Origin of the sequence: Corynebacterium sp. KPL1818, from assembly GCF_000478135.1 — a bacterium.
In the GTDB taxonomy this organism is placed as follows: domain Bacteria; phylum Actinomycetota; class Actinomycetes; order Mycobacteriales; family Mycobacteriaceae; genus Corynebacterium; species Corynebacterium accolens.
Genome location: NZ_KI515758.1, coordinates 510,314 through 532,603 on the forward strand (window position 1 = coordinate 510,314; position 22,290 = coordinate 532,603).

25 protein-coding genes and 3 tRNA genes are annotated in these 22,290 nt (G+C 58.6%); 17 read left to right on the forward strand and 11 right to left on the reverse strand.

Features of this window, described 5'->3' with window-relative positions; translation table 11 throughout:
- The first annotated feature begins 38 nt into the window (after positions 1-38).
- The 3 genes from HMPREF1261_RS02310 to HMPREF1261_RS02320 all read left to right on the forward strand — a co-directional run bounded on the left by HMPREF1261_RS02310 (position 39) and on the right by HMPREF1261_RS02320 (position 3,093).
- On the forward strand, positions 39-1,571 hold the full coding sequence (locus HMPREF1261_RS02310; RefSeq protein ID WP_051142508.1) for a hypothetical protein: 1,533 nt from the start codon (positions 39-41) through the stop codon (positions 1,569-1,571).
- Between the two features lie 73 nt (positions 1,572-1,644).
- Entirely contained in the window at positions 1,645-2,307 is a 663-nt protein-coding gene (locus HMPREF1261_RS13210) for a glycine-rich domain-containing protein (RefSeq protein WP_369707752.1), read from the forward strand.
- Positions 2,308-2,532: 225 nt separating this feature from the next.
- Positions 2,533-3,093 (forward strand): hypothetical protein, encoded by a 561-nt coding sequence (locus tag HMPREF1261_RS02320; RefSeq protein WP_023029838.1) that lies wholly within the window; start codon positions 2,533-2,535, stop codon positions 3,091-3,093.
- Here HMPREF1261_RS02320 and HMPREF1261_RS02325 read toward each other — a convergent pair.
- Positions 3,090-3,317: a hypothetical protein gene (locus HMPREF1261_RS02325; RefSeq protein ID WP_023029839.1), complete on the reverse strand. Its 228-nt coding sequence runs from the start codon at positions 3,315-3,317 to the stop codon at positions 3,090-3,092. The two genes, HMPREF1261_RS02320 and HMPREF1261_RS02325, sit on opposite strands and share 4 nt — an antisense overlap.
- Positions 3,318-3,782: 465 nt before the next feature.
- On the opposite strand from HMPREF1261_RS02325, the gene HMPREF1261_RS02330 reads away from it, so the two are divergent.
- From HMPREF1261_RS02330 to HMPREF1261_RS02345, 4 genes are read left to right on the forward strand one after another with little or no spacing between them, the layout of a single operon-like run.
- A complete protein-coding gene (locus tag HMPREF1261_RS02330) occupies positions 3,783-4,562 on the forward strand; it encodes a peptidoglycan recognition family protein (protein WP_023029840.1) in 780 nt (259 codons plus the stop codon).
- Between the two features lie 5 nt (positions 4,563-4,567).
- Complete coding sequence (locus tag HMPREF1261_RS02335; RefSeq protein WP_023029841.1) at positions 4,568-4,936, forward strand: hypothetical protein; 369 nt, start codon at positions 4,568-4,570, stop codon at positions 4,934-4,936.
- A gap of 5 nt (positions 4,937-4,941) precedes the next feature.
- A complete protein-coding gene (locus HMPREF1261_RS12115) occupies positions 4,942-5,355 on the forward strand; it encodes a hypothetical protein (protein ID WP_023029842.1) in 414 nt (137 codons plus the stop codon).
- Positions 5,352-5,726 carry a hypothetical protein gene (locus HMPREF1261_RS02345; protein WP_023029843.1) on the forward strand — a complete coding sequence of 125 codons (375 nt, stop codon included), beginning with the start codon at positions 5,352-5,354 and terminating at the stop codon, positions 5,724-5,726. The genes HMPREF1261_RS12115 and HMPREF1261_RS02345 overlap by 4 nt, the downstream gene beginning before the upstream one ends.
- 36 nt (positions 5,727-5,762) lie before the next feature.
- On the opposite strand, the gene HMPREF1261_RS12120 is transcribed toward HMPREF1261_RS02345, so the two are convergent.
- From HMPREF1261_RS12120 to HMPREF1261_RS02360, 3 genes are all read right to left on the reverse strand, one after another.
- Positions 5,763-6,359, reverse strand: coding sequence for a MucR family transcriptional regulator (locus HMPREF1261_RS12120; RefSeq protein WP_023029844.1), 597 nt, complete (start codon positions 6,357-6,359; stop codon positions 5,763-5,765).
- Positions 6,356-7,021 (reverse strand): hypothetical protein, encoded by a 666-nt coding sequence (locus HMPREF1261_RS02355; RefSeq protein ID WP_023029845.1) that lies wholly within the window; start codon positions 7,019-7,021, stop codon positions 6,356-6,358. Before HMPREF1261_RS02355 ends, HMPREF1261_RS12120 begins: the two co-directional genes overlap by 4 nt.
- A gap of 97 nt (positions 7,022-7,118) precedes the next feature.
- A complete protein-coding gene (locus HMPREF1261_RS02360) occupies positions 7,119-7,313 on the reverse strand; it encodes a hypothetical protein (protein WP_023029846.1) in 195 nt (64 codons plus the stop codon).
- Between the two features lie 144 nt (positions 7,314-7,457).
- Here HMPREF1261_RS02360 and HMPREF1261_RS02365 point away from each other — a divergent pair, with 144 nt between their 5' ends.
- A complete protein-coding gene (locus HMPREF1261_RS02365) occupies positions 7,458-7,796 on the forward strand; it encodes a hypothetical protein (protein WP_023029847.1) in 339 nt (112 codons plus the stop codon).
- A gap of 126 nt (positions 7,797-7,922) precedes the next feature.
- Here HMPREF1261_RS02365 and HMPREF1261_RS02370 read toward each other — a convergent pair whose 3' ends face one another.
- Both HMPREF1261_RS02370 and HMPREF1261_RS02375 read right to left on the reverse strand, forming a co-directional pair.
- Entirely contained in the window at positions 7,923-8,180 is a 258-nt protein-coding gene (locus HMPREF1261_RS02370) for a hypothetical protein (RefSeq protein WP_023029848.1), read from the reverse strand.
- Positions 8,177-8,398 carry a hypothetical protein gene (locus HMPREF1261_RS02375; RefSeq protein WP_023029849.1) on the reverse strand — a complete coding sequence of 74 codons (222 nt, stop codon included), beginning with the start codon at positions 8,396-8,398 and terminating at the stop codon, positions 8,177-8,179. Before HMPREF1261_RS02375 ends, HMPREF1261_RS02370 begins: the two co-directional genes overlap by 4 nt.
- Before the next feature lie 78 nt (positions 8,399-8,476).
- Between HMPREF1261_RS02375 and gyrA the strand changes: the two genes are divergently transcribed.
- The 6 genes from gyrA (at position 8,477) to HMPREF1261_RS02410 (ending at position 15,454) form a co-directional block, all read left to right on the forward strand.
- Positions 8,477-11,032, forward strand: a complete 2,556-nt coding sequence (gyrA, locus tag HMPREF1261_RS02380) for a DNA gyrase subunit A (RefSeq protein WP_005280481.1) — start codon at positions 8,477-8,479, stop codon at positions 11,030-11,032.
- Positions 11,033-11,035: 3 nt separating this feature from the next.
- A complete protein-coding gene (locus tag HMPREF1261_RS02385) occupies positions 11,036-11,374 on the forward strand; it encodes a DUF3566 domain-containing protein (protein ID WP_005280482.1) in 339 nt (112 codons plus the stop codon).
- A 173-nt stretch (positions 11,375-11,547) separates the two neighbouring features.
- A tRNA-Ile gene (locus tag HMPREF1261_RS02390) sits at positions 11,548-11,624 on the forward strand.
- 9 nt (positions 11,625-11,633) lie between these two features.
- Positions 11,634-11,706, forward strand: a tRNA-Ala gene (locus HMPREF1261_RS02395).
- Between the two features lie 1,018 nt (positions 11,707-12,724).
- Entirely contained in the window at positions 12,725-14,878 is a 2,154-nt protein-coding gene (locus tag HMPREF1261_RS02405) for a copper-translocating P-type ATPase (protein WP_084538498.1), read from the forward strand.
- A gap of 90 nt (positions 14,879-14,968) precedes the next feature.
- Positions 14,969-15,454 carry a MarR family winged helix-turn-helix transcriptional regulator gene (locus tag HMPREF1261_RS02410; RefSeq protein ID WP_023029852.1) on the forward strand — a complete coding sequence of 162 codons (486 nt, stop codon included), beginning with the start codon at positions 14,969-14,971 and terminating at the stop codon, positions 15,452-15,454.
- Here the strand turns inward: HMPREF1261_RS02410 and HMPREF1261_RS02415 are convergent, their stop codons facing one another.
- The gene (locus HMPREF1261_RS02415) at positions 15,455-16,003 is read right to left on the reverse strand and encodes a DNA-3-methyladenine glycosylase (RefSeq protein WP_023029853.1); all 549 of its coding nucleotides are present in this window, start codon (positions 16,001-16,003) and stop codon (positions 15,455-15,457) included.
- Entirely contained in the window at positions 16,003-16,905 is a 903-nt protein-coding gene (locus tag HMPREF1261_RS02420) for a polysaccharide deacetylase family protein (protein ID WP_023029854.1), read from the reverse strand. Before HMPREF1261_RS02420 ends, HMPREF1261_RS02415 begins: the two co-directional genes overlap by 1 nt.
- Positions 16,906-17,074: 169 nt before the next feature.
- Between HMPREF1261_RS02420 and HMPREF1261_RS02425 the strand changes: the two genes are divergently transcribed.
- Positions 17,075-17,147 (forward strand) — tRNA-Ala (locus tag HMPREF1261_RS02425).
- Positions 17,148-17,200: 53 nt separating this feature from the next.
- Here HMPREF1261_RS02425 and HMPREF1261_RS02430 read toward each other — a convergent pair.
- The 3 genes from HMPREF1261_RS02430 to HMPREF1261_RS02440 form a co-directional block, all read right to left on the reverse strand.
- The gene (locus tag HMPREF1261_RS02430; RefSeq protein WP_023016417.1) at positions 17,201-17,674 is read right to left on the reverse strand and encodes an N-acetyltransferase; all 474 of its coding nucleotides are present in this window, start codon (positions 17,672-17,674) and stop codon (positions 17,201-17,203) included.
- A 35-nt stretch (positions 17,675-17,709) separates the two neighbouring features.
- Positions 17,710-17,913 (reverse strand): hypothetical protein, encoded by a 204-nt coding sequence (locus HMPREF1261_RS02435; protein WP_005276046.1) that lies wholly within the window; start codon positions 17,911-17,913, stop codon positions 17,710-17,712.
- A gap of 118 nt (positions 17,914-18,031) precedes the next feature.
- Positions 18,032-18,772, reverse strand: coding sequence for a hypothetical protein (locus HMPREF1261_RS02440; RefSeq protein WP_023016419.1), 741 nt, complete (start codon positions 18,770-18,772; stop codon positions 18,032-18,034).
- A gap of 286 nt (positions 18,773-19,058) precedes the next feature.
- Here HMPREF1261_RS02440 and HMPREF1261_RS02445 point away from each other — a divergent pair, with 286 nt between their 5' ends.
- Both HMPREF1261_RS02445 and metE read left to right on the forward strand, forming a co-directional pair.
- Positions 19,059-19,991: a methylenetetrahydrofolate reductase gene (locus HMPREF1261_RS02445; protein WP_023016420.1), complete on the forward strand. Its 933-nt coding sequence runs from the start codon at positions 19,059-19,061 to the stop codon at positions 19,989-19,991.
- Positions 19,978-22,248: a 5-methyltetrahydropteroyltriglutamate--homocysteine S-methyltransferase gene (metE, locus tag HMPREF1261_RS02450; protein WP_023029855.1), complete on the forward strand. Its 2,271-nt coding sequence runs from the start codon at positions 19,978-19,980 to the stop codon at positions 22,246-22,248. Before HMPREF1261_RS02445 ends, metE begins: the two co-directional genes overlap by 14 nt.
- Positions 22,249-22,290: the final 42 nt, after the last annotated feature.

Genomic DNA, 22,290 nt, shown 5'->3' on the forward strand with positions numbered 1-22,290 from the left:
ATAATTTCTTCCATATCGCAGCGTCTATAAGGGAGGCGATGATGGAGGAAATTAGCGGCAGCCTTAAAGGCCGATTCGTTGATGATGATGATATTGTCCGCACTGGTCGGGCGATTATTGAGATCAATGGGTGGGACTTTTTGCATGTCCCTATCCCGGTTGGCCTATCGGGGAAGTTGAAGTCGTTTGAGTCAGCGATGGATTCGCGTTTGGTGAAGTCGCGTAAGGATGCGGAGGCGGCGGCTTCATCGGCAGGTGAGGCTGCTGATTCTGCCGAGGAGGCTCGGGGGTCGGCTTCTGCGGCGGAGGCTTCGGCTGGTCGTGCGTCGGGGAGTGAGTCGGCGGCAGCGGAATCGGAGTCTGCCGCCCAGGGCCACGCTAAGACTGCCGAGGGGCATGCCAATGCGGCGCAGGAGCAGGTTTCGTTGGCTCGGGGGCAGGCTGAGGCTGCGTCCGCGTCGGCTGATACGGCCCGCGAGCAGGCCACTACGGCGGAGGGGCATGCCTCTCGGGCGCAGCAGTCTGCGGAGGAGTCGGGGCGTGCTGCTGACCGTGCTGAGGGGGCGCGGGGTGAGGCCCGTGCGGCGTGGGATGGTGCTAAGGAAGCCCGCGATGCCGCCCAGGGTCACGCGTCCACGGCTGAGGGGCACGCCAACGCTGCCGCGTCGTCTGCTGGTGACGCGGAGGGTGCCGCCGGGCGAGCTGATGAATCCGCGCAGCAGGTGCGAGAGATAGCGGAGTCCACCCATTGGGATGGTGACCAGGTCACCGTCAACGGAAAGCAGTCCCCACACCTCAGAGGCCCGCAGGGTGAGCGTGGCCGACAAGGCCCACCCGGCACCGTCGACGGCATCGACTTTTCCCAGTACGTCACCGTGGATGATTTCCAGAACGCGGATTTGATTCCGCGCTCGGAGTTCACGGAAACGTTGAGTGACGTGGTGCGCGAGGGGGCATCAGCTAATTTTTCCGAAGTCTTCCTTGAAGCTACTGAGGAAATTAAGCCGAGTATCGCGTTTCAAAATAAAAGTGCTCAAGCGAATGTAGTGTTGGGCGAAGATAATCGCTTAGTGCTCACTAATTTCACTGAGGACGCTGACCGTGTGATATCCACGCCTGACCAGTGGGATTTCAACACGCATGTGGACATGCGGGGTAACCAGCTGCGTGGCCTGCCAGCCCCGTCGGGTGATAATCACGCGGCTACTAAGTCCTACGTGGACGGCAAGGCAGAGGGTAAGCAGGATAAGGCCAAGGTGCTTGACCGCCTCGCCCAGTACACGGAAGACGGTGGCACTATCACCCCTACAGTAGGTGCCTCGGGTGCTTTCGTTTTTCCCAAGTGCGTCGTTGTCACTGACAATGATGGGTGGGTAAAGGCCGCTGGTGAGCCTGAAGATGACTGGCACGTGGCCAATAAGCAATACGTTGATTCGCAGGTCAGTGCGGTACGTGACCGTGTAGGCGCGCTGGAATCCGGCGGCGGGGGCGGTGGCTTTTGGGCTGGTACTCAGGCCGCGTATAACCGCGAATCCAAAGATTCGAATACGCTTTATGTGATTACGGGGTGATGGTATGCCTACTGTAAGAACGGGGGACATTAGGGGCGCGTATGTGGGTACGCGTGAGGCGGGGGCGATGCTCATGGGCGATAAAATCATTTGGAATCGCACTGCCCTATATACCCGCACGAATAATAGTGCCCCGGCTGTGCCTGATTGGGCGACGTTTTTCACCGCAATTCTCGTAGGTGGTGGCGCTGGCGGCCAAGCCGGTAATGGTGGTGTCGGCTCGCAAGGCTCCGGCGGGCGTAGTGGTGACGTGCATTTTGCGTCGGATAGTATCCAGCCCGGCTCAAGCCTATCCCTAACGCTAGGCAAGGGCGGTAGTGGCGGGCGTAGCGCATCTTTGGAGTACGGGCGCAGTGGCACTAGCACGACGCTGTCGTATCTAAAATACGGGGCCTCATCCCGGAGTAGTACCAGTGCTGCTGGTGGTAGTGGTATCACGGGTAACCCGACTGCTGGGTCGCCGTATATTACCGCTGGTCAGGGCGGGAGGTATTACTCGTCGCATAGGGGCGGGACTTCCACGATGACTATTGGTAGTGGCGGGCAAGGCAACGCGGGTACCGGCACGAATGGTGGTGGCGGCGCTGGTGGTAATGGTGGATTTTTCAACAATTACACTCCCGGCGGCCGCGGCGGCGACGGATGGTTCCAAATCCAATTCTACGGGGTGGACCCGCTGGCCTACCAGGCGCATACGCAGGGCGGAACGACCGCTGCCCCCCGGAATCGCCGTTGACGACAGGGTTGACGACGGGGAAGAAGCTACTGGAAGCAGTGATGAACGGCACTTCGAACTAGGTGTCACCTACCAGGCAGGCGACGTGGTGACCATTGGGCGTGGGGAGTACCCCGCAGCCGCAGCTGAAGGCACCTACCGTGCTCTGGTGACGCATGAATCGTCGTTTTATCACTACCCGTGGAATGACCCACGCACATGGGAACGCATCAATTAAGGAGAAAAATGGAGACTATTAAGCAGCAAATCCAGGCCCTAGACGAGGCCCGCTTTGCGGAACTACGCCGCTGGATTTTTGATGATGAGGTGCAGCGCCGACAAGCCCTACCCGCCGTACAAGAAGCGGAAGTGGAATTGGTGAAAGACCTAGCCGCGCAGGGTGAGATTACGCGCCCGGAGGTGGCGACTGAGGAAGCCGCGATAAATGGTGATGGTATCGTGCCCGCGTGGCGTGACCCGAGCTCGAAGAAATCCCAGGCCTACATGCGCGGTGATGCGGTACTGGACGAGGGCCGTATCTACATCAACCGCGCCGACGGACTGAATTACGCTCGGCCGTCTTCCCCGGATTCGGGTTGGGAGGTGTACAACCCACCTAAGGAAGACGCGGTGCCGGAGGAGGCCCCGGGCGTGCCAGCGTGGAAAGAACCCGCCAACAAGGACGAGCTCTACCCCGCAGGGGCGAAAGTCACCCACCAGGGCAAGCAATGGCGCTCCACCACCGACAGCAACCGAGCCGAACCCGGTGTAGATGGCAGCTGGGAAGAAACCAGCCAGGAGGCCTAACGGCGGAGCTGTGCCGGTGAGCCCGGCCGGGACGCATGCCATGCTTTGACTTCTTCGGCGTCCCAGAGGCGAATATTGCCGAGGAGGGTGGCAACAAAGGCAGGGGTGCGGTCATTTGCGGAGTAATTTCTCCACGTTGGAGGGGTAACTCCGATGTAGCGGGCGCATTGCTCACCTGGCCAAAGTTCGCGCCCGGTGCCTTTATCAATGATGATAGGGTTCATCGGCGTTCCTTTTTGGCTCGGTCGATTCCGTATCCGATGATGATGAAGGCTGGGGTTAGCCATAAGGTTGCGCCGCCTAGGATGCTAATGAGAGCGGCGCCTGTTCCTATGAGTGTGTATCGCATGGTTGTGTCCTTTCGGTATTGTGGGGGTAGCCCCCCGGTTCTCGATACTTGCTCTATTGAGAACCGGGGTGCTATTTAGCGCTTACGCTCATCGAGCCAGATTGTAATCATGGCCAGGAGCGTTAGCGTCATGATGACGTTTGCATACACGCAACTGTCACCTCCCTCCACTGTTTAGTTGTTTCTTTGTGCCTCTCTCACCGGCACACTATTATAATAACGCTACATAGCGTTATTTGTCAACTTGGTTGACGATAGTTTTTAAAGTATTTTTCACTCAACAATCACCCCCTGACCGCGCAGGTCATGGGGCTATTTTTCATGCCCAAAGGAGGGCAAATTGAAAGACTGGAAAACACTAGAGCCAGACCGGGTACGCCTACTGTCACGACATTTCACGCCCGGGCGCGGCGGACAGAAAATCAAGCACGTCACGATCCACCACATGGGCGGTGTCGGCGGCCTCGACTTTTGCTGGGACATCTGGCAGACCCGCGAAGCCAGCGCACACTACACCGTGTCACCCACCGGAGAAATCGGGCAAGCCGTATGGGACCGAGACACCGCATGGGCGAACCGCAACCTTGACTCGAATCAAAAGACGATCGCCATTGAGCACTCCAACAGCGCTGGGCCCGAGCAAGACTGGCCCATCGGAGAAAAGACGCTGGAAGAGGGCGCTCACCTCGTCGCCGCTATCTGCGTCTACTACAAGCTCGGACGCCCTGTCAGCGGTGGGAATGTGCGATTTCACAGCATTGAGTCCGGTGGATTTACTGAATGCCCCTACCACCTGCGTCCCGGCCACAAGTACCACGACCAATACATCCGCCGCGCCCAAGAATGGTACGACCAAATGACCAACGCGGCACCGACACCGAAGAAAAAGGACACGCCAGTGGCACTCACACAAAAATACTTCACCGACTTCATCACAGGCTATTTAGGCCCGCAGTTTGACGCTATCCAGGAAATTTGGCGGCAGCTACGCGGCCCCGGCGGTAAGGGCTGGCCCCAGCTAGGACAAAACGAAAAAGGCCAGAATTTGACGTTGGTCGATGCGGTCGCGGCACTGCGAGCCGATGTGGCGCGTATCGAGAAAAAGATTGAGGAGAAGTAAAAGCAATGCAGTCTAAGCTGAACCCGGCGGGTTGGGCCCGCCTCATCATCTACGTCATCTCCGGACTCGTTGGCCTGGCCGCAGTTGTAGTCAACGCTCTCGGCATGGGAGACCTTTCCCTACTGCTTGGTACTGTCGCTGGTGCAGGTGCAGCCATCACAGGTGGTACCGCAGCAGCTAATCTGCCTAAGGCCCCGGACCAGTCTCGCACGGGTGGGCTAGAGCTTGAAAAGCTTATGCCTGCGATTCTCGAAATCGCCGGTGCAGCCTCCGCCTACCGCAGCGCTGTAGAGTACCAGCCCAAGCATGAAGCCACCGAGCCGTCGGCCTCCGGTCTGCCGGTCTACAGTGGCCCCACCACAGCAGGGGAGTGATACGTATGGATTCCTGCAAGATGCGCACGTGGCTCACCAGTGATGCCGCTGGCCTCGCCATTATCGGCATATCCGTCATCGTGCGAGGTTCCTCCTACCTGCCGATGATTGTGGACCAGCGCCGTAAGCCAGCGCATTTTTTGGAGACGCTGGCGGAGCCATCCACGTGGTCGTGGGCGTGGCTCACCATCGGCCTTTTCTGCCTGGCCGCCATCCCATTGCGGCACGCCCGCCCCCTGGCCGTTGGCCTGGGCATCGGTATTCATTTCATGTGGGCAGTGTCTTTCATTATCTCCGGTGGGCGCGGGTGGGTCACCGCTATTGGCTACGCCACCATCACCCTTTTGGCATTGTGGGCGTTTGGTAGGGGCCGCGCCCCCGATAAGCTGGAGGTACCCGAGATAAAGGGGGCACCATGACAATCAGCGGTGAGGCCGCAACACTCATAGGCGTTATCGGCGCCGCCATCCTCACCTACCTAGGAACGAAAGTCACAGCCCAAGCCACCCGCGACGCCAAACGCATCGAGTCGGACAAGCCAGAATGGAAAGCGTTCACCGACTCCATCATGCGGCGCATTGACGCGCAGCAGGAGGAGTTGAAGTCCCAGTCTGACCAGATTGACGCTCTTCGTGACCGGGTGGAGTCCCTACAGGAGATTGTGGAGACTACCCGCCGGAAGTATTGGGCTGCTGTTAATGGGCTGCGCCGTATCACTCAAAAGCATGATGTGGAGCTAGATTCCGCGCAGCTCCCGCCCGATGTGCACGATGATGTTATTAACGGATAAACCCCACCCCGCCCCGGGTGGGGTCTTTTCGTCGTTTTAGGGGTCTTTCGGCCGCACCCGATTACCAGCACCCGGTGACTCCCACCCCGGCGGGCGCCGCTTCGCCAATCGATGATGCGCCGTAACGGGCTTCATCCCGACAGAATGGGCGAGGGAACTGATTGATACCGCCGGGTCATCCAGTATGCGGTATGCCACCTGGCACCACTCGCCGATGGTGGCGGTGGACTGTAGGGCAGTAACCTCATCCTCGGTGAGGGGGCGGCCCCGGCGGCGCTGTAGCGATGCCTTTTGTCCCGCCGTGGCACCTGCTGATTTATTCCGCGTCGCTTCGCGTGATGCCTCGATCGCTTTAGTCGGGTCGCGGTATCTATCTAAATCGGCTAAATGCTGGTCGCGGTGCTCATCCCAAGAGCGGCGCATATTCTCCCGCACAGAGCGGGCCGCCAAAGGCCGCTTAGCGTGCAGCCCATGCGCCCGCCTATAGTCCGCTACTCGCATTTTGTGCCCCATCGCGATATGGGTCGAGAGGTGCTTGTATCGCTTGCCGCACTCATGGCAGAGCAAGCCACTATCGTCCTCATCTATGAGGCCGTAGCGGCCGTGCCCGTCCGTGTCACCTACCTGCATCATCGGCCCATTTTCGAGATAGCCTGGCGACTAATTCCAGCAGCCCGTGCCACCTGGGATTGCGTAGCGCCAGCAGCTAGCGCGGCGCGGATAGCGCGGTCTCGCTCCTGCCGTAGGCCCTCGGCTATATCGACCGCGTACTGGTACTCGCTCGCGGCGTCTTCCAGCGCGAAGAGCTCTTTTTGCCCTAGGTCACCAGCGGCGCGGGCGCTTTTTACCGCCCCGATGAGGAAATCGGTATCCTGCTCGCATATCGCATCCTCATCAATGCTCCGCCCGTCAATGTCCTCTACCTGCCCGATGTAGGTGCGCAAAATATCCACAGCTGCGTCGGTGTCCATATCGAGCATGTAGTGCAGAGTATCTCCGAGGCGATGAATGTCGGTGCCATCCTCCTCGCGTAGGGAGACAGTGGGCACATCCCAGATCATGCGGGCCATGCCCGTGAGAATATCGCCGGTGAGGGCGCGGGGCACAATCGGCACCTCATCGTCATCAAGTTCCGATTCATCGCGTGGATAGACCGCTTCGAATTGGTCTAGGTAGTCGCCGTATTGGGGGTCGCGGCGATTCTCCTCATGAAAATCGATGAGCTTTTTGCGCAGGTCTTCGAGCGTATCGCCGGTGAGGGTGAAAGATTTATTCGGGGTGGTGAGGGCGTACATGAAAATGTCCTTTCCGGAGGTGGGGTGGTAGCGCCAGGGGTGGCGCGGTGCCTAGCGGGGGAGTCGAACCCCCGCGGGTGACCATCTAGGCTAATTTTTACAGTGCGTGCTGTGCGACTACATCCCAGAAGTCCACATCCTCGCGGAGAATGTAGCGGTAATCGGTGCCCTCGCCGGTGGTGGTGAGTACTGCGTCCGCAATGGCATCGATATCGTGCTGTGCGGCGTACTCTCCGAGCGGGGCGATGATCTCGCGGTCGATAGCTTCGTTGCGGGTGGTGTAGGCGGTCATTGTTTTGTTCCTTTCGGGTTGCTTTCTTGCTTACATCTCTAAGTTTAAGGCAACCGGGTTACATTGTAAAGCGGATTACTATGTAATGTACATCACATATTTACAAGTAGTAAAAACCCAACCCCGCGACCTATACTCGAAACCATGAACAAGACAGCCCTCACTCTCGCCCTCGCAGCACTCACCATCACCACCGCCGCCTGCTCTCCCACCGCCGAAGAAATCAACGGCATGACGGACGATGAAGCCATCGAAAAATGCCAAACCCGCATCACCGACAAGCTCACCTCCCCCTCCTCCGCCGTATTCCCAGACAAGACAGAACTCGAAATCCAGAAGACGGGAAGCAATGAGGAATACTGGCAAATCCGTGGGTATGTCGATTCGGATAATAAATTTGGCGCCTCGCTCCGCTCCGACTGGTACTGCCAAGTCACGCCTCGGGAAGATGGAACCTTCGTGGTCCATACCCAAGTGAAATAGCTACAGCCACAGCTACATCTACCCCAGTACCAGATGAGTACAGCCCACCCCTGCAATGCTATCTATGCAGGTGGTGGGCTATTTTTGGCGTGGTGACGACTGTGGGAATCAGGAAAGCATCTGCAGCTACGCGAATTTAGTGGCCATATAGACGCGGGCGCAGTACTGCGCGAAGGTCTGATTTCCAGCATTTAACGCTGGCACCCTTTCTAAAACCTCCGCCATGGCTTGGGCTGCCTGCTGCTCATCGCCGTGGATGGCTATGCCCTCTAGGCGCGCGGTGCTGGCAGCGGCGGCGGCAACTAAAGCGGAGTAATTGATGATGCGGAGCTTAAAGCGGGCGCAAAACTCTTGGGCCACTAGGTACAGCTGTTCGGCGCTCATGACTGGGTCTTCCGTGCCCTGCGGATTTCTGCTTCTAGGTCCGCGCGGCCGGGGAGGAGCTCTCGGGCGGTGGCTTGCACGTGGGCATCGGCAAGCGTGCGCGAGGCCGCCGCCACGATGGCACGCACCACCGCCTCGTGCTTGGAGGTGCCTTGCGCGGAGGCCAAGAGGGTAAGGGCGTGATCTTGTTCTGCGGTAAGCCGCAATGTCATTGCCATGCCCCAGTGATACCACAGTGATACCACCGGTGCGGCAAATAAGGCCGATAAAGCCCGGAGAAGGTAGAATTTGGCCTTATGAGTGACAATAACGACGATCTTTTTGATCGGATTTTTCCTATTGACATTAATGAGGAGATGGAGTCGAGCTATATCGACTACGCCATGTCCGTCATTGTGGGCCGCGCGCTGCCTGAGGTGCGCGATGGCCTAAAGCCGGTACACCGCCGCATTCTTTACGCCATGTTCGATTCGGGCTACCGCCCCGAGCGCGGCTACGTGAAATCCGCGCGCCCGGTCTCTGACACCATGGGTCAATTCCACCCACACGGTGACTCGGCCATCTATGACACCTTGGTGCGCTTGGCGCAGTCCTGGAATATGCGCTACCCGCTTGTCGATGGCCAGGGTAACTTCGGTTCCCGCGGTAACGACGGCCCCGCCGCAATGCGTTATACCGAGTGCAAGCTCACCCCGTTGGCCATGGAAATGGTCCGCGATATCCGCGAAAATACCGTGGACTTCTCGCCCAACTACGATGGCAAGACCAGCGAGCCGGACGTCCTGCCGTCCCGCGTGCCTAACCTTTTGATGAATGGTTCCGGCGGAATTGCCGTGGGCATGGCCACCAATATCCCGCCGCATAACCTCAATGAGTTGGCTTCGGCCATCTATTGGTTGCTGGAGAACCCAGACGCGGACGAGGATGCCGCGCTCGCGGCCTGCATGGAACGCGTGAAGGGCCCGGATTTCCCCACCGCCGGCCTCATCGTGGGCGATCAGGGCATCAAGGATGCATATACCACCGGCCGCGGCTCCATCCGCATGCGCGGTGTCACCTCCATCGAGGAATCCGGTTCCCGGCAGACCATCGTGATCACGGAGCTGCCGTTCCAGGTCAACCCCGATAACCTCATCTCCAATATCGCGGAGTCCGTAGCCAACGGCAAGATCGCCGGCATTTCCAAGATCGAAGATGAGTCCTCTGACCGAGTGGGCATGCGCATTGTTGTGACCCTGAAGCGCGATGCTGTTGCCCGCGTGGTGCTCAATAACCTGTACAAGCACTCCCAGCTGCAGACCTCTTTCGGCGCTAATATGCTTTCCATCGTCGATGGCGTGCCGCGTACCCTGCGCCTGGATCAGATGCTGAGCAATTATGTTGCGCACCAGATTGAGGTCATCGTTCGCCGCACCCAGTACCGCCTGGATGAGGCCGAAAAGCGCGCGCACATCTTGCGCGGCTTGGTCAAGGCGCTGGATATGTTGGATGAGGTCATCGCCCTGATCCGCCGTTCGCCCACCGTTGATGAGGCGCGCGAGGGCTTGAAGGAGCTTCTCGATGTCGACGATATCCAGGCCGATGCCATCCTGGCGATGCAGCTGCGCCGCCTGGCCGCCCTGGAGCGCCAAAAGATCGTCGATGAATTGGCAGAAATCGAAGAAGAGATCGCAGACCTCAAGCACATCCTCGCCCACGAGGAGCGCCAGCGCCAGATCGTCCACGATGAGCTGGAGGCGATCGTCGAAAAGTACGGCGACGAGCGCCGCACCGAGATCCTGCCTGCCTCCGGCGAGGTCACCGATGAAGACCTCATTGCCCGCGAAAACGTCGTGGTCACCATTACCGCCACCGGTTATGCCAAGCGCACCAAGGTCGATACCTATAAGTCACAAAAGCGTGGCGGCAAAGGCGTGCGCGGTGCGGAGCTCAAGCAAGATGACATTGTGAAAAACTTCTTCGTCTGCTCCACGCACGACTGGATCCTGTTCTTTACCAACTTTGGCCGCGTCTACCGCCTGAAGGCCTACGAGCTACCAGAGAGCGGCCGCGCTGCCCGCGGCCAGCACGTGGCCAACCTGCTGGAATTCCAGCCGGAGGAAAAGATCGCCCAGGTCATTCAGATCCAGTCCTACGAGGATGCGCCATACTTGGTCCTGGCCACCCAGCAGGGCCGCGTGAAGAAGTCGCGCCTGACCGATTACGAGTCCGCTCGTTCCGCAGGGCTTATCGCCATCAACCTCAACGAGGGCGATGCGCTCATCGGTGCCCAGCTCGTTTCTGAGGGCGATGACATCCTGCTGACCTCTGAGCAGGGCCAAGCCATCCGCTTTACTGCCGATGACGACCAGCTGCGCCCCATGGGCCGCGCTACCGCCGGCGTGAAGGGGATGCGCTTCCGCGGCGATGACCAGCTGCTGGCGATGTCCGTCGTCCACGACGGCGAGTTCCTACTCGTTGCTACCTCGGGTGGCTACGGCAAGCGCACCGCCATTGAGGAATACACCCCGCAGGGCCGCGGTGGCTTGGGTGTGATGACCTTCAAGTACACCCCGAAGCGCGGCAAGCTCATTGGCGCCATTTCGATTGATAAAGACGATGAAATCTTCGCCATTACCTCCGCCGGTGGGGTTATTCGCACCGAAGTAAACCAGATTCGTCCGTCCTCGCGCGCCACGATGGGTGTGCGCTTGGTTGACCTTGCCGATGATGTCGAATTGCTTGCCATCGACCGCAATGTTGAAGAAGATGGTGAGGAAGACGCGCAGGCTGTGGCCAAGGGCGAAAAGACCGTCGATGAGGTCCAGCAAGAGCACCACAAGGTAAGCGATGCCTCCAAGGACGAGGAGTAGGACATGGAACGACGAGACGTAACCATCCACCACATTTCGCCCACCTCGGCGTTTCGCGTTGGTCTGGCCCTGTCACTCGTCGGACTCATCGCGTGGTTGCTGGCCGTGTGCCTGTTGTACATCGGTTTGCACCAGGTGGGCATATGGGAGTCAGTCAATAGCCTCGTTGGTGGCGTCGGCGGCGGCTTTGAGGTCACCTTTGGCGTGGTGATCGCAGCCAGCGCGCTGATTGGCGTTATTTTCGCCGTCCTGTTCACCTTGCTCGCACCGCTGATGGCCGTCATCTATAACGCCATCGTGGATGTCTTCGGCGGGCTAAAGGTCAGCTTGGATGACATCTAGACCACTGTGAGTGAGAGACTATGCCGGCAGCTACGGTTGCCGGCATTTTCTGGTTTTAAGCGCGAAGTAGGGTACTCATTAGGCCAACGAAGAGCGCCTTTAAAAACCTCTTTGAGCTGCCGATTTGTGTTTTTTCCGGGGTAGTATGTAAAGTTAAATCTCGTTCCGCTAAAGGGCCTATAGCTCAGTCGGTTAGAGCGCATCGCTGATAACGATGAGGTCGCTGGTTCGATTCCAGCTAGGCCCACCACGGAACAATGGGGCATTAGCTCAATTGGTAGAGCATCTGCTTTGCAAGCAGAAGGTCAGGAGTTCGATTCTCCTATGCTCCACAGCATCAGTCCGGCTTCCTTAAGGGAGCCGGACTTTTTGCTTCTTGTACCCTCTCGAAGCTTTCCACGCCTATCAAACTGGTTTTGGGGGTGTTTGTCCGATAGCAGGCATCAACGCGCTTGATATTGTTGAAACAGCAAAGGCAATCCCCGAATACGACCACAACACCTGCTATCAGATTAGGATTGCATCTAACATGGGAGATCGTCCGCATCCAGTTGGGGCACATGAATGCAGAAACTAAAACCTAAGAAATATCACCCAAGACTTACCTGGATCATATTTCTTGTATTAGCGATACTTTTGGGCCTATTTTTCGGGTTGGTCCTAGATTTAGGCACCGGTCCTAGAACAGTGATAGGATTAATCTTGTTCTGTCTTTGGTTCTGGATAGATTGGACTATGAGAAAGAAGTTTTCGGGTGATGAGGACTAAACTTCCTCTTTAAAGCCAATATGGGGCACTCCAACTAAAATGGAGTGCCCCATATGTCGTTTCTTTACCTCTTTTTTCCACTTTGGGTAGGCGAAAACAGCAGGTGAAACCTGAAGTGTCCCACTTGTGGAAGATCGCAGCTTGGCGGAAGAATGGTCGATGTACCTCGCGTGTCAGGTGGTAGCCCCGAAGCTCGGCGTTTCATGGCACACAGCCTGGCAATGGGCACATTAGGCCCATCGTGCAGGAAAATTCCCAGAACCAGGCCCAGAGCCTCCGTTATGATCCGCTTCATCGATAAAACACGGGACCGTTTCTCTGTCGAATTCATCTGCAATGACGTTGAAGAATAGCCGAGCTGATGGGGCCGGGCCTGACCGCGCCGTGTCCACTTTCCCGGGGCTAGGCCCGTTTAAGCTGGGTGGCCATCTCGGCAGCTCCACTTCGCCTCTCATGCGAAAAGGGTTCCTTTCTTTCCTGTAAATATACCTCCCCGGGGTATATGGTGGGGAGAGTAATCATCACTGTGTTCCACCGACGCTAGGACTCCTCTCGGTGCAGGGAGGAGAAGAAAGGAATTTTATGAGTACTTCCCACCAACACGGTGAGCATTCCGGTGCTCACCAGGCCGCGGAAGCGGATCATACGCAACACACAGATCATGGCGGCCACGAAGGGCACTCTCACGGTGACCACCACGGTCACGAGCACGGGCATGGACACGGCCACGGGCACGGACACGGCGATCACGCGGCGATGTTCCGCAGCCGCTTCTGGTGGTCGCTGCTGCTATCGGTACCGGTCGTCATCTTCAGCCCTATGGTCGCAGACTTGCTCGGTTATGGCGTACCCGAATTCACAGGTTCATCCTGGATTCCCCCGGTTCTGGGCACCATCATCTTCATTTATGGCGGCACGCCGTTCCTGCAAGGCGGCTGGTCGGAACTGAAATCCCGCCAGCCCGGGATGATGCTGCTCATCGCCATGGCTATTACCGTGGCGTTCGTCGCCTCATGGGTCACTACCTTAGGGATTGGAGGATTCGACCTAGATTTCTGGTGGGAGCTGGCCCTCTTGGTCGTCATTATGCTGCTGGGCCACTGGTTGGAGATGCGCGCACTCGGCGCGGCCTCCTCCGCTTTGGACGCCTTAGCAGAACTTTTGCCTGACGAGGCCGAGAAGATCATCGATGGGCAGACCCACACCGTGCCAGTCTCTGAGCTGGCGGTGGATGACATAGTACTGGTTCGCGCTGGCGCCCGGGCGCCTGCCGATGGCACCATTGTTGAAGGCTCAGCCGAATTTGATGAATCCATGATAACCGGTGAATCCCGGCCCATCTTCCGCGATAAAGGTGAGCGCGTGGTCGCCGGTACGGTAGCCACAGACAACACCGTCCGCGTCCAAGTAGAGGCCATCGGTGGGGATACGGCCCTGGGTGGTATCCAAAGCATGGTCGCCGAGGCGCAGGAATCCTCCTCCCGCGCCCAAGCTCTTGCCGATCGCGCCGCAGCGTTGCTCTTCTGGTTTGCGCTAATCGCAGCCCTCATTACTGCGGTGGTCTGGGCCATTATCGGGAGCCCAAGCGACGCCGTGGTACGCACCGTTACCGTGCTCGTCATCGCTTGCCCCCACGCCCTCGGTTTGGCTATCCCACTGGTCATTGCGATCTCTACCGAGCAGGCCGCACAGTCTGGGGTACTCATCAAGGAACGTATGGCGTTGGAGCGCATGCGCACCATCGACACCGTTCTCTTCGATAAGACCGGCACCCTAACCGAAGGCGCTCATGCCGTTACCGGTGTCGCAACCGTTGAGGACATCAGCGAGGGGCAGCTGCTAGCAGTGGCCGCCGCGGCCGAGGCCGATAGTGAACACCCGTTGGCCCGCGCCATCGTCAAGGCAGCCGAAGACCACGCGGAAGCATCCCAGGAGCAGCTGCACAGCACCGATTTCAGTGCTGCCGCCGGCCGGGGAATCCAGGCCACCGTAGATGGGGCAGAGGTCCTCGTCGGTGGACCGAATATGCTGCGCGAGCTAGAGCTTGCCACCCCTGGGGTGTTCGATGTGCAGGTTGAAGAGTGGTCCCAGCGCGGCGCAGGTGTCCTGCATGTCGTGCGCGATGGTCAGATCATTGGCGCTCTCGCGGTCGAAGACAAGATTCGTCCCGAATCCCGCGCGGCCGTACAGGCCCTCCAAGAGCAGGGCGTCAAGGTTGCGATGATCACTGGCGATGCCACGCAGGTCGCCGAGGCCGTTGGCGAAGAACTGGGTATTGACGAGGTCTTTGCCGAAGTCCTGCCGCAGGACAAGGACTCCAAGGTCACCGAATTACAGGAGCGCAGCCTGGCCGTGGCCATGGTTGGCGATGGCGTCAACGACGCCCCAGCCTTGGCCCGCGCGGAAGTCGGCATCGCCATTGGCGCCGGTACCGATGTCGCCATGGAATCCGCCGAGGTCGTGCTCGCCAGCGATGACCCGCGGTCGGTGCTTTCAATGATCACCTTGTCGCGCGCTAGCTACCGCAAGATGATCCAAAACCTTATTTGGGCATCTGGCTACAACATCATCGCCGTGCCCTTGGCTGCAGGCGTACTCGCACCCATCGGTGTCGTGCTTTCCCCGGCGGCCGGTGCGGTATTGATGTCGCTATCGACCATCGTGGTGGCATTCAATGCGCAGTTGTTGCGCCGGATCGAATTGGACCCAGCTCGCTTGGCACCCACCAGCCACTAGGCGGATCAGTCCAGGCTCGGATAACTGGTACGGGGCTCCGGATACTTGGGATTATTTTAGAATTGAAGTCCAGTTGCTAAAATAATCCTCATGACCGAGCGGGACGACTTTTGGCTGGAAGAGGATGAACTAGCAGCATTCATGTCCCTGATGAGCGTGAATGTCCGGCTCACCAATATTCTAGACGCGCAGCTGCGCGATGATGCCAAGCTAAGCTTTTTCGAATATACGGTGCTTTCACGGCTATCAGAGGCTGAGAACCATGAGATGCGCATGCGAGACCTCGCCATCACCGCAAACGGCTCCCTGTCCCGTCTGAGCCAGGTTGTTACCCGTTTGGAGCGCCAGGGTTGGGTCGTGCGGCGTCCTTGCCCCAATGATGGGCGGACGACGATGGCGCACCTTACCGATAGCGGCTGGGACAAGGTAGTAGAAACCGCCCCGGGCCACGCCAAGCAGGCCCGCCGATCCGTTATCGATAACCTGACCCGCGCCCAGATTCATCAGATGACCCAAATCAATGAGCGCATCATCAAAGCCATCGAAAGCGATGAGCGCTACGGCGGCCGTTATTAATTACTTTTTGGGATAGCCGCGGCGGCCGGAAACGGTCTTATCAAAGGGAATCCAAAACCTGAGGGCTGCTTCCTGGTTTTTGGAGATACCAATGCGCGGACCGCGCACCCATTCCGGTGCAGACTCGCGCTCAGAAAGCTGCACTGGTAGGTGGTTATCCTCCAGCGTTGCTCCCAGAGCTTTTCCGAGGTTCCCGGGGCCGCGGGCTAGGTTATGAAAATCGCTGGTGCCGCGTCGTGCAAAGGCGGTATCGATCCCGGATAGCACCTCACCACCGCGCAGTAGGCACCCTTGGCCCACGCCTTCGGGCGCGCACACGATATTGACATTGCGGTGGATGCCGTAAGAGGCATACACGTACATCCGGCCGGGCGGGCCGAACATGGCGGCATTGCGCGGGGTTTTCCCACGAAAGGTATGGGCGGCGGCATCGTCCGTGCCCAAATAGGCCTCGACCTCCGTAAGGCGAATGCTCACCCCAGCGTGCGTGATGACGCAGCCAAGGAGTTGCGGGGCTACGACATCAGCAGTGCGGGAGAAATCAATCATTAACGGGAGTAGTAGCGCTTTCCGTCTACCGGGGTGCGCAGCAACTCATCGAGGCTGACCGGCTCCAAGCCCTTGGCGCGCAGGCCGTCGATAATGCACTCGGCCGCATTGACGGTGGTCGGATGAATATCGTGCATCAAGACGATGGAGCCTGGGTTAGCATCCTGGACGGCGGCATTGCAGACGTGCTGCGAATCGCGGATCTTCCAGTCCAAGGTATCCACGTTCCATAGGGCCTGCGACAAGCCCTTATCCCTGGCTACCTGGTCAACCGTCTCATTGGTGGCACCGTAGGGCGGGCGCAGCCACTTTGGATTCTGCCCGGTGGCATTGCGGATCGCCGCATTGCCGGCGTCGATTTCTTGGGCAATATCGCCGTAAGCTAACTGGTTGAGCTGGCGATGGGTCTTGGTGTGATTGCCAATGGTGTGACCTTCTGCCTGCATGCGCTGGAGCGCTTGGGGGTACTGGTAGGCGTGATCCGCTAGCACCATGAAGCTGGCGTGAGCGTTTTTAGCCTTGAAGGTATCCAAGAGCTGGTTCGTATAAGGGCTTGGGCCATCGTCAAAGGTAAGGGCCACGCAATTCGGGCAATCTACGCCGTTACCCTGTGGCTGCGGGGCTGGTTGCGGTGCGGCCCCAGGCTGGGGATCCGGTGCGGGTGCAGCCTCGTTCTGCGGCTCGTCTTGCGGCGCTACCGAGGAAACAAGATCCTGTGCCTGCGCGCGGGTGCTGTCGATGCGGCTTTGAATATCGGTCTGAATCTCAGAAACCGCGGATTGGATATTGGGTTCTGAGGAGCCGGCTACTTTCGGGGTGCCTTCGAGGAATTGCGCATTGGCGCAGGCGGGAAGGGCAGCGGTGGCGAGCACGGTGAGCGCAGAGGTAAGAAGACGATGCATACTTTTCCTAGGAACGAGGACAGATGGGCACGACTAGCCAGCCTACTCCACTGCGAAGGGAATTACGGGATAAACCGCGTGTGATAAAAGTGATAGAAGTAAATCACTGTGGCGCGGTTTCATCGGCATTTTTGGAATGAGCGGCTGCAGTAGTAGAGTACAAGCCACTGGGGCATTAGCTCAATTGGTAGAGCATCTGCTTTGCAAGCAGAAGGTCAGGAGTTCGATTCTCCTATGCTCCACAGGAAAAGTCCGGATTCTGGTTAAAGAATCCGGACTTTAGTCATGCATAGGGTTATAAAAAGCGCTTGACCATGATGTAATGCTCGGCGTACACACCCACATGCTCGAATCCCAAGCGTTCATAAAGCTTCTGCGCACGCGGATTATCGGGGTGGACGGCCAGGGAAATACCGGGCGCTTTGAGGGTCTGGGCGAGGGAAATGGCGGCATCGATAAGCGCGGTGGCAATGCCCTGGCCCGCAAAGCGGCTTTCTACCGCGATGGCAAATTCTGGGATGGACGGTTCCACGAACCCGTAACCGTGATTGTCCTCGGTACCCCAACTGAGCCACACCCCGCCGGCGGGCACGAGGTCCTCCCAAGCGATGAAACCTCCCTGGTTGGGCTCCCAATTTTCCACGTAAAAGGAAAAATCATCGGCAAAACCGGAAGAAAGCTCGCCTCGTTCATCACCGAAGGTATCGGTCAGGAAGTTGAGGCGAGCTATATAAGTGCGATCGGATTCTTGTGTCGCGCGAATTTCCATAATCCCCAGGATATATGAAGAATCCGCCGGGCTAGTTAAGCCAAGTGATAGTTATGCACGTCCGCGCCGTTGAACTCGCGCATTTCACCGGATTCGTCAACGGAGCGGAAGGTAGCGCCGTTATCGATGGCAAAGCGGAGGTTATCCACGCGCGGGGAGGGATCATCGGTTACTGGGCCTGCGGGGAAATAGTACGTTGAACCGTCTTTGAGCTTGACGGTGAGAGACTCAAAGCTCATTGTTTATCTCCTTGTAGAAAGCCTTAATGGGTGAATTCAAGCAGGAGATTTTTAAATAGGCAAAGCAATGAGATCTAGGCAACGCCTACTGCACCCCACCGCGGGGGTGCGAAAGGAACTACTGCTCGTCAGATTGCAGGCGGTGCTTGCCTTCACTCTGGTGATCATCGGTGATGCGGGTGGTATCCGCTTCCTCCGCGGCGGCCTCTTCTTCCTCGCGGTGCTTAGCCAGCTGTTCATCGATGGACCCCAAGAGCTCCTCATCGCGCACAGCGCCCTCTTCGGCGAGGTCCGAATCGGCTTCGTGCTTAGCTTCGCTGGTGGAGGTGTAGACCAAGGTGGAATCTGGGGCGGTGTTTTGGGTGCCACCGCGGTAGTCATCCACGCGCGGTGGGGTCTGGGAAGGCTTGTCATTGGAGCGCAGCCAAGCGTAAATTGCACCGGTTGCCGCGGCGAGCAGGGCAACGATTCCGGCAACGGTCCAGAACTTGGAAGACTTCTTGTCCTTCTTGGTCTGCTTCTTTGCAGCCTTGGTGGCCTTCTTCTTGGTTTGCTTGCGGGCCTTCTTTGCCTTCTTGGTGGCTTCCTTCTTGGCCTCATCGAAACGCTCGACGGCGTCCTCGCGGTAGTTATTGAATTCCTCTAGGGCGCGCTCTAGGCGGGAGTGCGCGGCCTGGGTTACGGCGCCTGCCTGCTTGCGGGCCTCATCGAAGGCGCTATTGTCTTCCTTTTGCATCTGCTGGGCAGCCTCTTCGAGCGCGGTATACGTTTCGCGGGACTTTTCTTGCCGGTAATCGCGCAATTGCTTCCACAGGTTGGAACCGGTCTTCAACGCCATATTCACTGCGGTGGGGTTCATGAGTGCAGGTGCTCCTTAGATGAGATTTATCTGTCCTTTCCCATCCAGCATAGTGGCCAGCCTGGCACCCCACCACTGTTTTGGCGGGTGATTCAGGGGGTGGAATCACCCATAAAATAGACCGCTTGGTTCAGATTGGTGGATTAATATTCACGTCGATTTTGGCCAACCGCGCTGTTTATGGGCCTGCAAAGGTAATACCATTAGCGGCGTGCTACCCCGCAAACTGAACAGCTTGGTACGTTTTCCTCCAGACAGCAATTGAGATCGGGAAAAGGAGGTGACTATGAGCCCGCGATTTTCGGCGTCAGCACCGTTGGATTCCATGAGTGAAGAAGAGTTAATGGTGCCGGAGCGTTTGGCGCTATCTTTCGAGGTAATTCCGCCGCGCCATGATGCCGATGAAGCCAAAATTGACCGTTTGCTGGAAACCTTGGAAAGCTACCACCCGGATTATATTGCGGTGACAAGTTCCAAACGGTCCGGTTGGCTCGAAGGGACGACGGCCTTTATCGAGCGGATTTCGCGCACCACCTCGATGCGTCCGCTTGCGCACCTGGCCTGCACGGCTGGTTCGCGCACGGAACTTATCGGCTGGACCAACCGCTTGGTCGATGCCGGTGTCCGCGGCCTGCTGGCCCTGCGCGGGGACCTGCCAGAGGAAGGTTTGCCGGAGCACTATCCGCAGCATGCCGATGAATTGATAAGCCTCATCCGGCAACTAGAAAGGCAGCAAGCCGCGCGGTTCGCCGCTGGTCGCCTGGCCGTCGGAGTCGCGTGCTATCCCAGCGGGCACGTTGAATCTAAAAACGAAGATGAAGATTTTGACGTCTTGCTCAAAAAGCAACGCCTCGGCGCGGACTTCGCCATTACCCAACTATTCTTCGACGCCCAGGATTACCTGCGCTTTACCAAAAAGGCCCAACTGGCCGGGGTGCATATTCCCCTTATTCCGGGAATCATGCCCATGACCAGCCTGCGCCGGGTGGAGCGAATGGGTGAGCTGTCCGGGCTCGCCGTGCCTGAAAGGGTGCGGTCGGCGCTCGCGGCAGCGACAACCCCAGAAGAAGAATACGAAACCGGCATGGAACTGACCGCCGAACTAGCCCGCGACATCGTGGCTGGTGGGGCGAGCGGGCTCCATTTATATACCCACAACAATCCCGACAATACTCACGACCTACTAACCCGAATCGGAGTAGACAATGACCAACGCTAATTTCCCCAAGGCGACAATTGAGGGCTATCCCCGCATTGGCGCCAACCGCGAGCTCAAGCGCGCGCTTGAGTCCTACTGGGCCGGCCGCATCGATGCGGAGACCTTCGAGTCCGCCGCACACTCGCTGCGCCTGGATACCTACAACCGCCTGCGCGACCTCGGCTTGACCGAGGATTACGCCATCCCGGCAGACGTCGCTTACTACGACCAGGTCCTCGAAACCGCGTTGACCGTCGGTGCCGTTGCCGGTGAAACCCTCGATGATGAGTTCACCCTGGCACGCGGTAATAAGGACACCGCGCCGCTGGAGATGACCAAGTGGTTCGACACCAACTACCACTACATCGTCCCGGAAATTGCCGATGACCACGCTTTTAAGGCGCACCCACAGCGCATTATCAAGCTGGTAGAAGAAGCCCGCGAAGCAGGCCACACCGTACGCCCGTACCTCGTTGGCCCGGTCACCCTGCTGGCCCTGTCCAAGCAGGCCGAGGGTGCCGCCAAGGCCCCGCTCGAACGCCTAGACGATGCCGTTGCCGCCTACCAGGAGGTACTGGCGGAGCTGCACAAGGCTGGCGTGGAGTGGATCCAGTTGGCAGAGCCTGCCCTCGTTGCAGATCTGACCAACGCCAGCGATGAGGAATTGGCCGCATATACCAAGCAGGCTTACTCCGCCATCCTGGGTGCAGAAGAGCGCCCACAGGTCTACCTGACCACCCCGTACGGCTCTGCTCGTAAGGGACTTGATGTCATCGCAGAGCTCAAGCCAGAGGCCGTTCAGGTTGACCTTTCCGTCGGCACCCTGGCCCTGGATGACGGCTACCTCGAGCGCGTCAAGAACCTGAACACCCACGTCGTCGCGGGGCTTGTCGATGGCCGCAATGTTTGGGCCGCCAACCTGCGCGACCTGCGCTCCAAGTACGAGGACCTGGCCGGCAGCATCGATGAACTGTCCGTATCCACCTCCGTGTCCTTGCAGCACGTGCCGCACTCCGTCGAGGCAGAATCCAAGCTGCCTGCCGATGTCGCCCCATGGTTCTCGTTTGCCAATGAAAAGGTCAAGGAAGTCGTCGCCCTGGTACAGGGCCCAGAGGCAGCCGAAGAGGCCTACAGCGTCAGCGACCGCGCCGTGCGCACCCGCGCTGAATCCGAGCGCATCAACAACGCCGCCGTGCAAGAGCGCATCTCTCAGCTGCCGGACGGCGAGGTCAAGCGCGAGCCGGCCTTCAACGAGCGCAAGGAAGCACAGAAGGAGCTCGGCCTGTCTGAGCTGCCGACCACCACCATCGGTTCCTTCCCGCAGACCAAGGAAATCCGGCAGGCGCGTGCCGCGCACCGCAAGGGCGAGCTTTCTGATGCTGACTACAACTCCGCCCTCAAGGACGAGGTTAAGTCCGTCATCGAGCTGCAGGAGCGCCTTGGCCTGGACGTCTTGGTCCACGGCGAGCCGGAGCGCAATGACATGGTGCAGTACTTCGCGGAGCTGCTCGATGGCTTCGTCACTACCGAAAACGGTTGGGTACAGTCCTACGGTTCCCGCTGCACCCGTCCGCCGATCGTGGTGGGTGACATCTCCCGCCCGGCTGCTATGACCACCGAGTGGTCGAAGTTTGCACAGTCGCTATCGGAAAAGCACGTCAAGGGCATGCTGACCGGCCCGGTCACCATCCTGGCGTGGTCCTTCGTCCGCGATGACGTGCACCAGTCCGTATCCGCGGACCAGCTGGGCGTGGCCTTGGCAGATGAGGTTCGTGACCTGGAGGAAGCCGGCATCGACATCATCCAGATCGATGAGCCAGCCCTGCGCGAGCTGCTGCCGCTGCGCGAGCAGGATCGCAAGGCCTACCTGGACTGGGCAGTGCGCTCCTTCCGCTTGGTAGCCCTCGAGGCCAAGCCCACCACACAGGTACACACCCACCTGTGCTACTCGGAGTTTGGCCAGATCATCGACGCCGTCGCCGGCCTCGATGCAGACGTCACCTCCATCGAGGCGGCACGCTCCCGCATGGAGCTGCTGGAGGATATCGATGAGACCTTCCACTCTGAGATTGGACCTGGCATCTACGATATCCACTCCCCGCGCGTGCCTTCCGTGGAGGAAATGGCAGAGCTTATCCGCGCCGCTCTCAAGAACGTGCCGCTGGATCGCCTGTGGGTTAACCCGGACTGCGGTCTGAAGACCCGCGGTTACGAGGAAACCGAAACCTCCCTGCGCAACATGGTGGAAGCCCGCGATGTGGTGCGCAACGCCCTCTAAATAGGAGCTGAGAAATTCTAGGTTCTTGAAGGAAACGCTATG

Coding starts and splice junctions, on each gene's coding strand:
- HMPREF1261_RS02310 (WP_051142508.1), top strand. CDS start 39: ATGATGGAGGAAATTAGCGGCAGCCTTAAAGGCCGATTCGTTGATGAT.
- HMPREF1261_RS13210 (WP_369707752.1), top strand. CDS start 1,645: ATGGGCGATAAAATCATTTGGAATCGCACTGCCCTATATACCCGCACG.
- HMPREF1261_RS02320 (WP_023029838.1), top strand. CDS start 2,533: ATGGAGACTATTAAGCAGCAAATCCAGGCCCTAGACGAGGCCCGCTTT.
- HMPREF1261_RS02325 (WP_023029839.1), bottom strand. CDS start 3,317: ATGAACCCTATCATCATTGATAAAGGCACCGGGCGCGAACTTTGGCCA.
- HMPREF1261_RS02335 (WP_023029841.1), top strand. CDS start 4,568: ATGCAGTCTAAGCTGAACCCGGCGGGTTGGGCCCGCCTCATCATCTAC.
- HMPREF1261_RS12115 (WP_023029842.1), top strand. CDS start 4,942: ATGGATTCCTGCAAGATGCGCACGTGGCTCACCAGTGATGCCGCTGGC.
- HMPREF1261_RS02345 (WP_023029843.1), top strand. CDS start 5,352: ATGACAATCAGCGGTGAGGCCGCAACACTCATAGGCGTTATCGGCGCC.
- HMPREF1261_RS12120 (WP_023029844.1), bottom strand. CDS start 6,359: ATGATGCAGGTAGGTGACACGGACGGGCACGGCCGCTACGGCCTCATA.
- HMPREF1261_RS02355 (WP_023029845.1), bottom strand. CDS start 7,021: ATGTACGCCCTCACCACCCCGAATAAATCTTTCACCCTCACCGGCGAT.
- HMPREF1261_RS02360 (WP_023029846.1), bottom strand. CDS start 7,313: ATGACCGCCTACACCACCCGCAACGAAGCTATCGACCGCGAGATCATC.
- HMPREF1261_RS02365 (WP_023029847.1), top strand. CDS start 7,458: ATGAACAAGACAGCCCTCACTCTCGCCCTCGCAGCACTCACCATCACC.
- HMPREF1261_RS02370 (WP_023029848.1), bottom strand. CDS start 8,180: ATGAGCGCCGAACAGCTGTACCTAGTGGCCCAAGAGTTTTGCGCCCGC.
- HMPREF1261_RS02375 (WP_023029849.1), bottom strand. CDS start 8,398: ATGGCAATGACATTGCGGCTTACCGCAGAACAAGATCACGCCCTTACC.
- gyrA (WP_005280481.1), top strand. CDS start 8,477: ATGAGTGACAATAACGACGATCTTTTTGATCGGATTTTTCCTATTGAC.
- HMPREF1261_RS02385 (WP_005280482.1), top strand. CDS start 11,036: ATGGAACGACGAGACGTAACCATCCACCACATTTCGCCCACCTCGGCG.
- HMPREF1261_RS02405 (WP_084538498.1), top strand. CDS start 12,725: ATGAGTACTTCCCACCAACACGGTGAGCATTCCGGTGCTCACCAGGCC.
- HMPREF1261_RS02410 (WP_023029852.1), top strand. CDS start 14,969: ATGACCGAGCGGGACGACTTTTGGCTGGAAGAGGATGAACTAGCAGCA.
- HMPREF1261_RS02415 (WP_023029853.1), bottom strand. CDS start 16,003: ATGATTGATTTCTCCCGCACTGCTGATGTCGTAGCCCCGCAACTCCTT.
- HMPREF1261_RS02420 (WP_023029854.1), bottom strand. CDS start 16,905: ATGCATCGTCTTCTTACCTCTGCGCTCACCGTGCTCGCCACCGCTGCC.
- HMPREF1261_RS02430 (WP_023016417.1), bottom strand. CDS start 17,674: ATGGAAATTCGCGCGACACAAGAATCCGATCGCACTTATATAGCTCGC.
- HMPREF1261_RS02435 (WP_005276046.1), bottom strand. CDS start 17,913: ATGAGCTTTGAGTCTCTCACCGTCAAGCTCAAAGACGGTTCAACGTAC.
- HMPREF1261_RS02440 (WP_023016419.1), bottom strand. CDS start 18,772: ATGAACCCCACCGCAGTGAATATGGCGTTGAAGACCGGTTCCAACCTG.
- HMPREF1261_RS02445 (WP_023016420.1), top strand. CDS start 19,059: ATGAGCCCGCGATTTTCGGCGTCAGCACCGTTGGATTCCATGAGTGAA.
- metE (WP_023029855.1), top strand. CDS start 19,978: ATGACCAACGCTAATTTCCCCAAGGCGACAATTGAGGGCTATCCCCGC.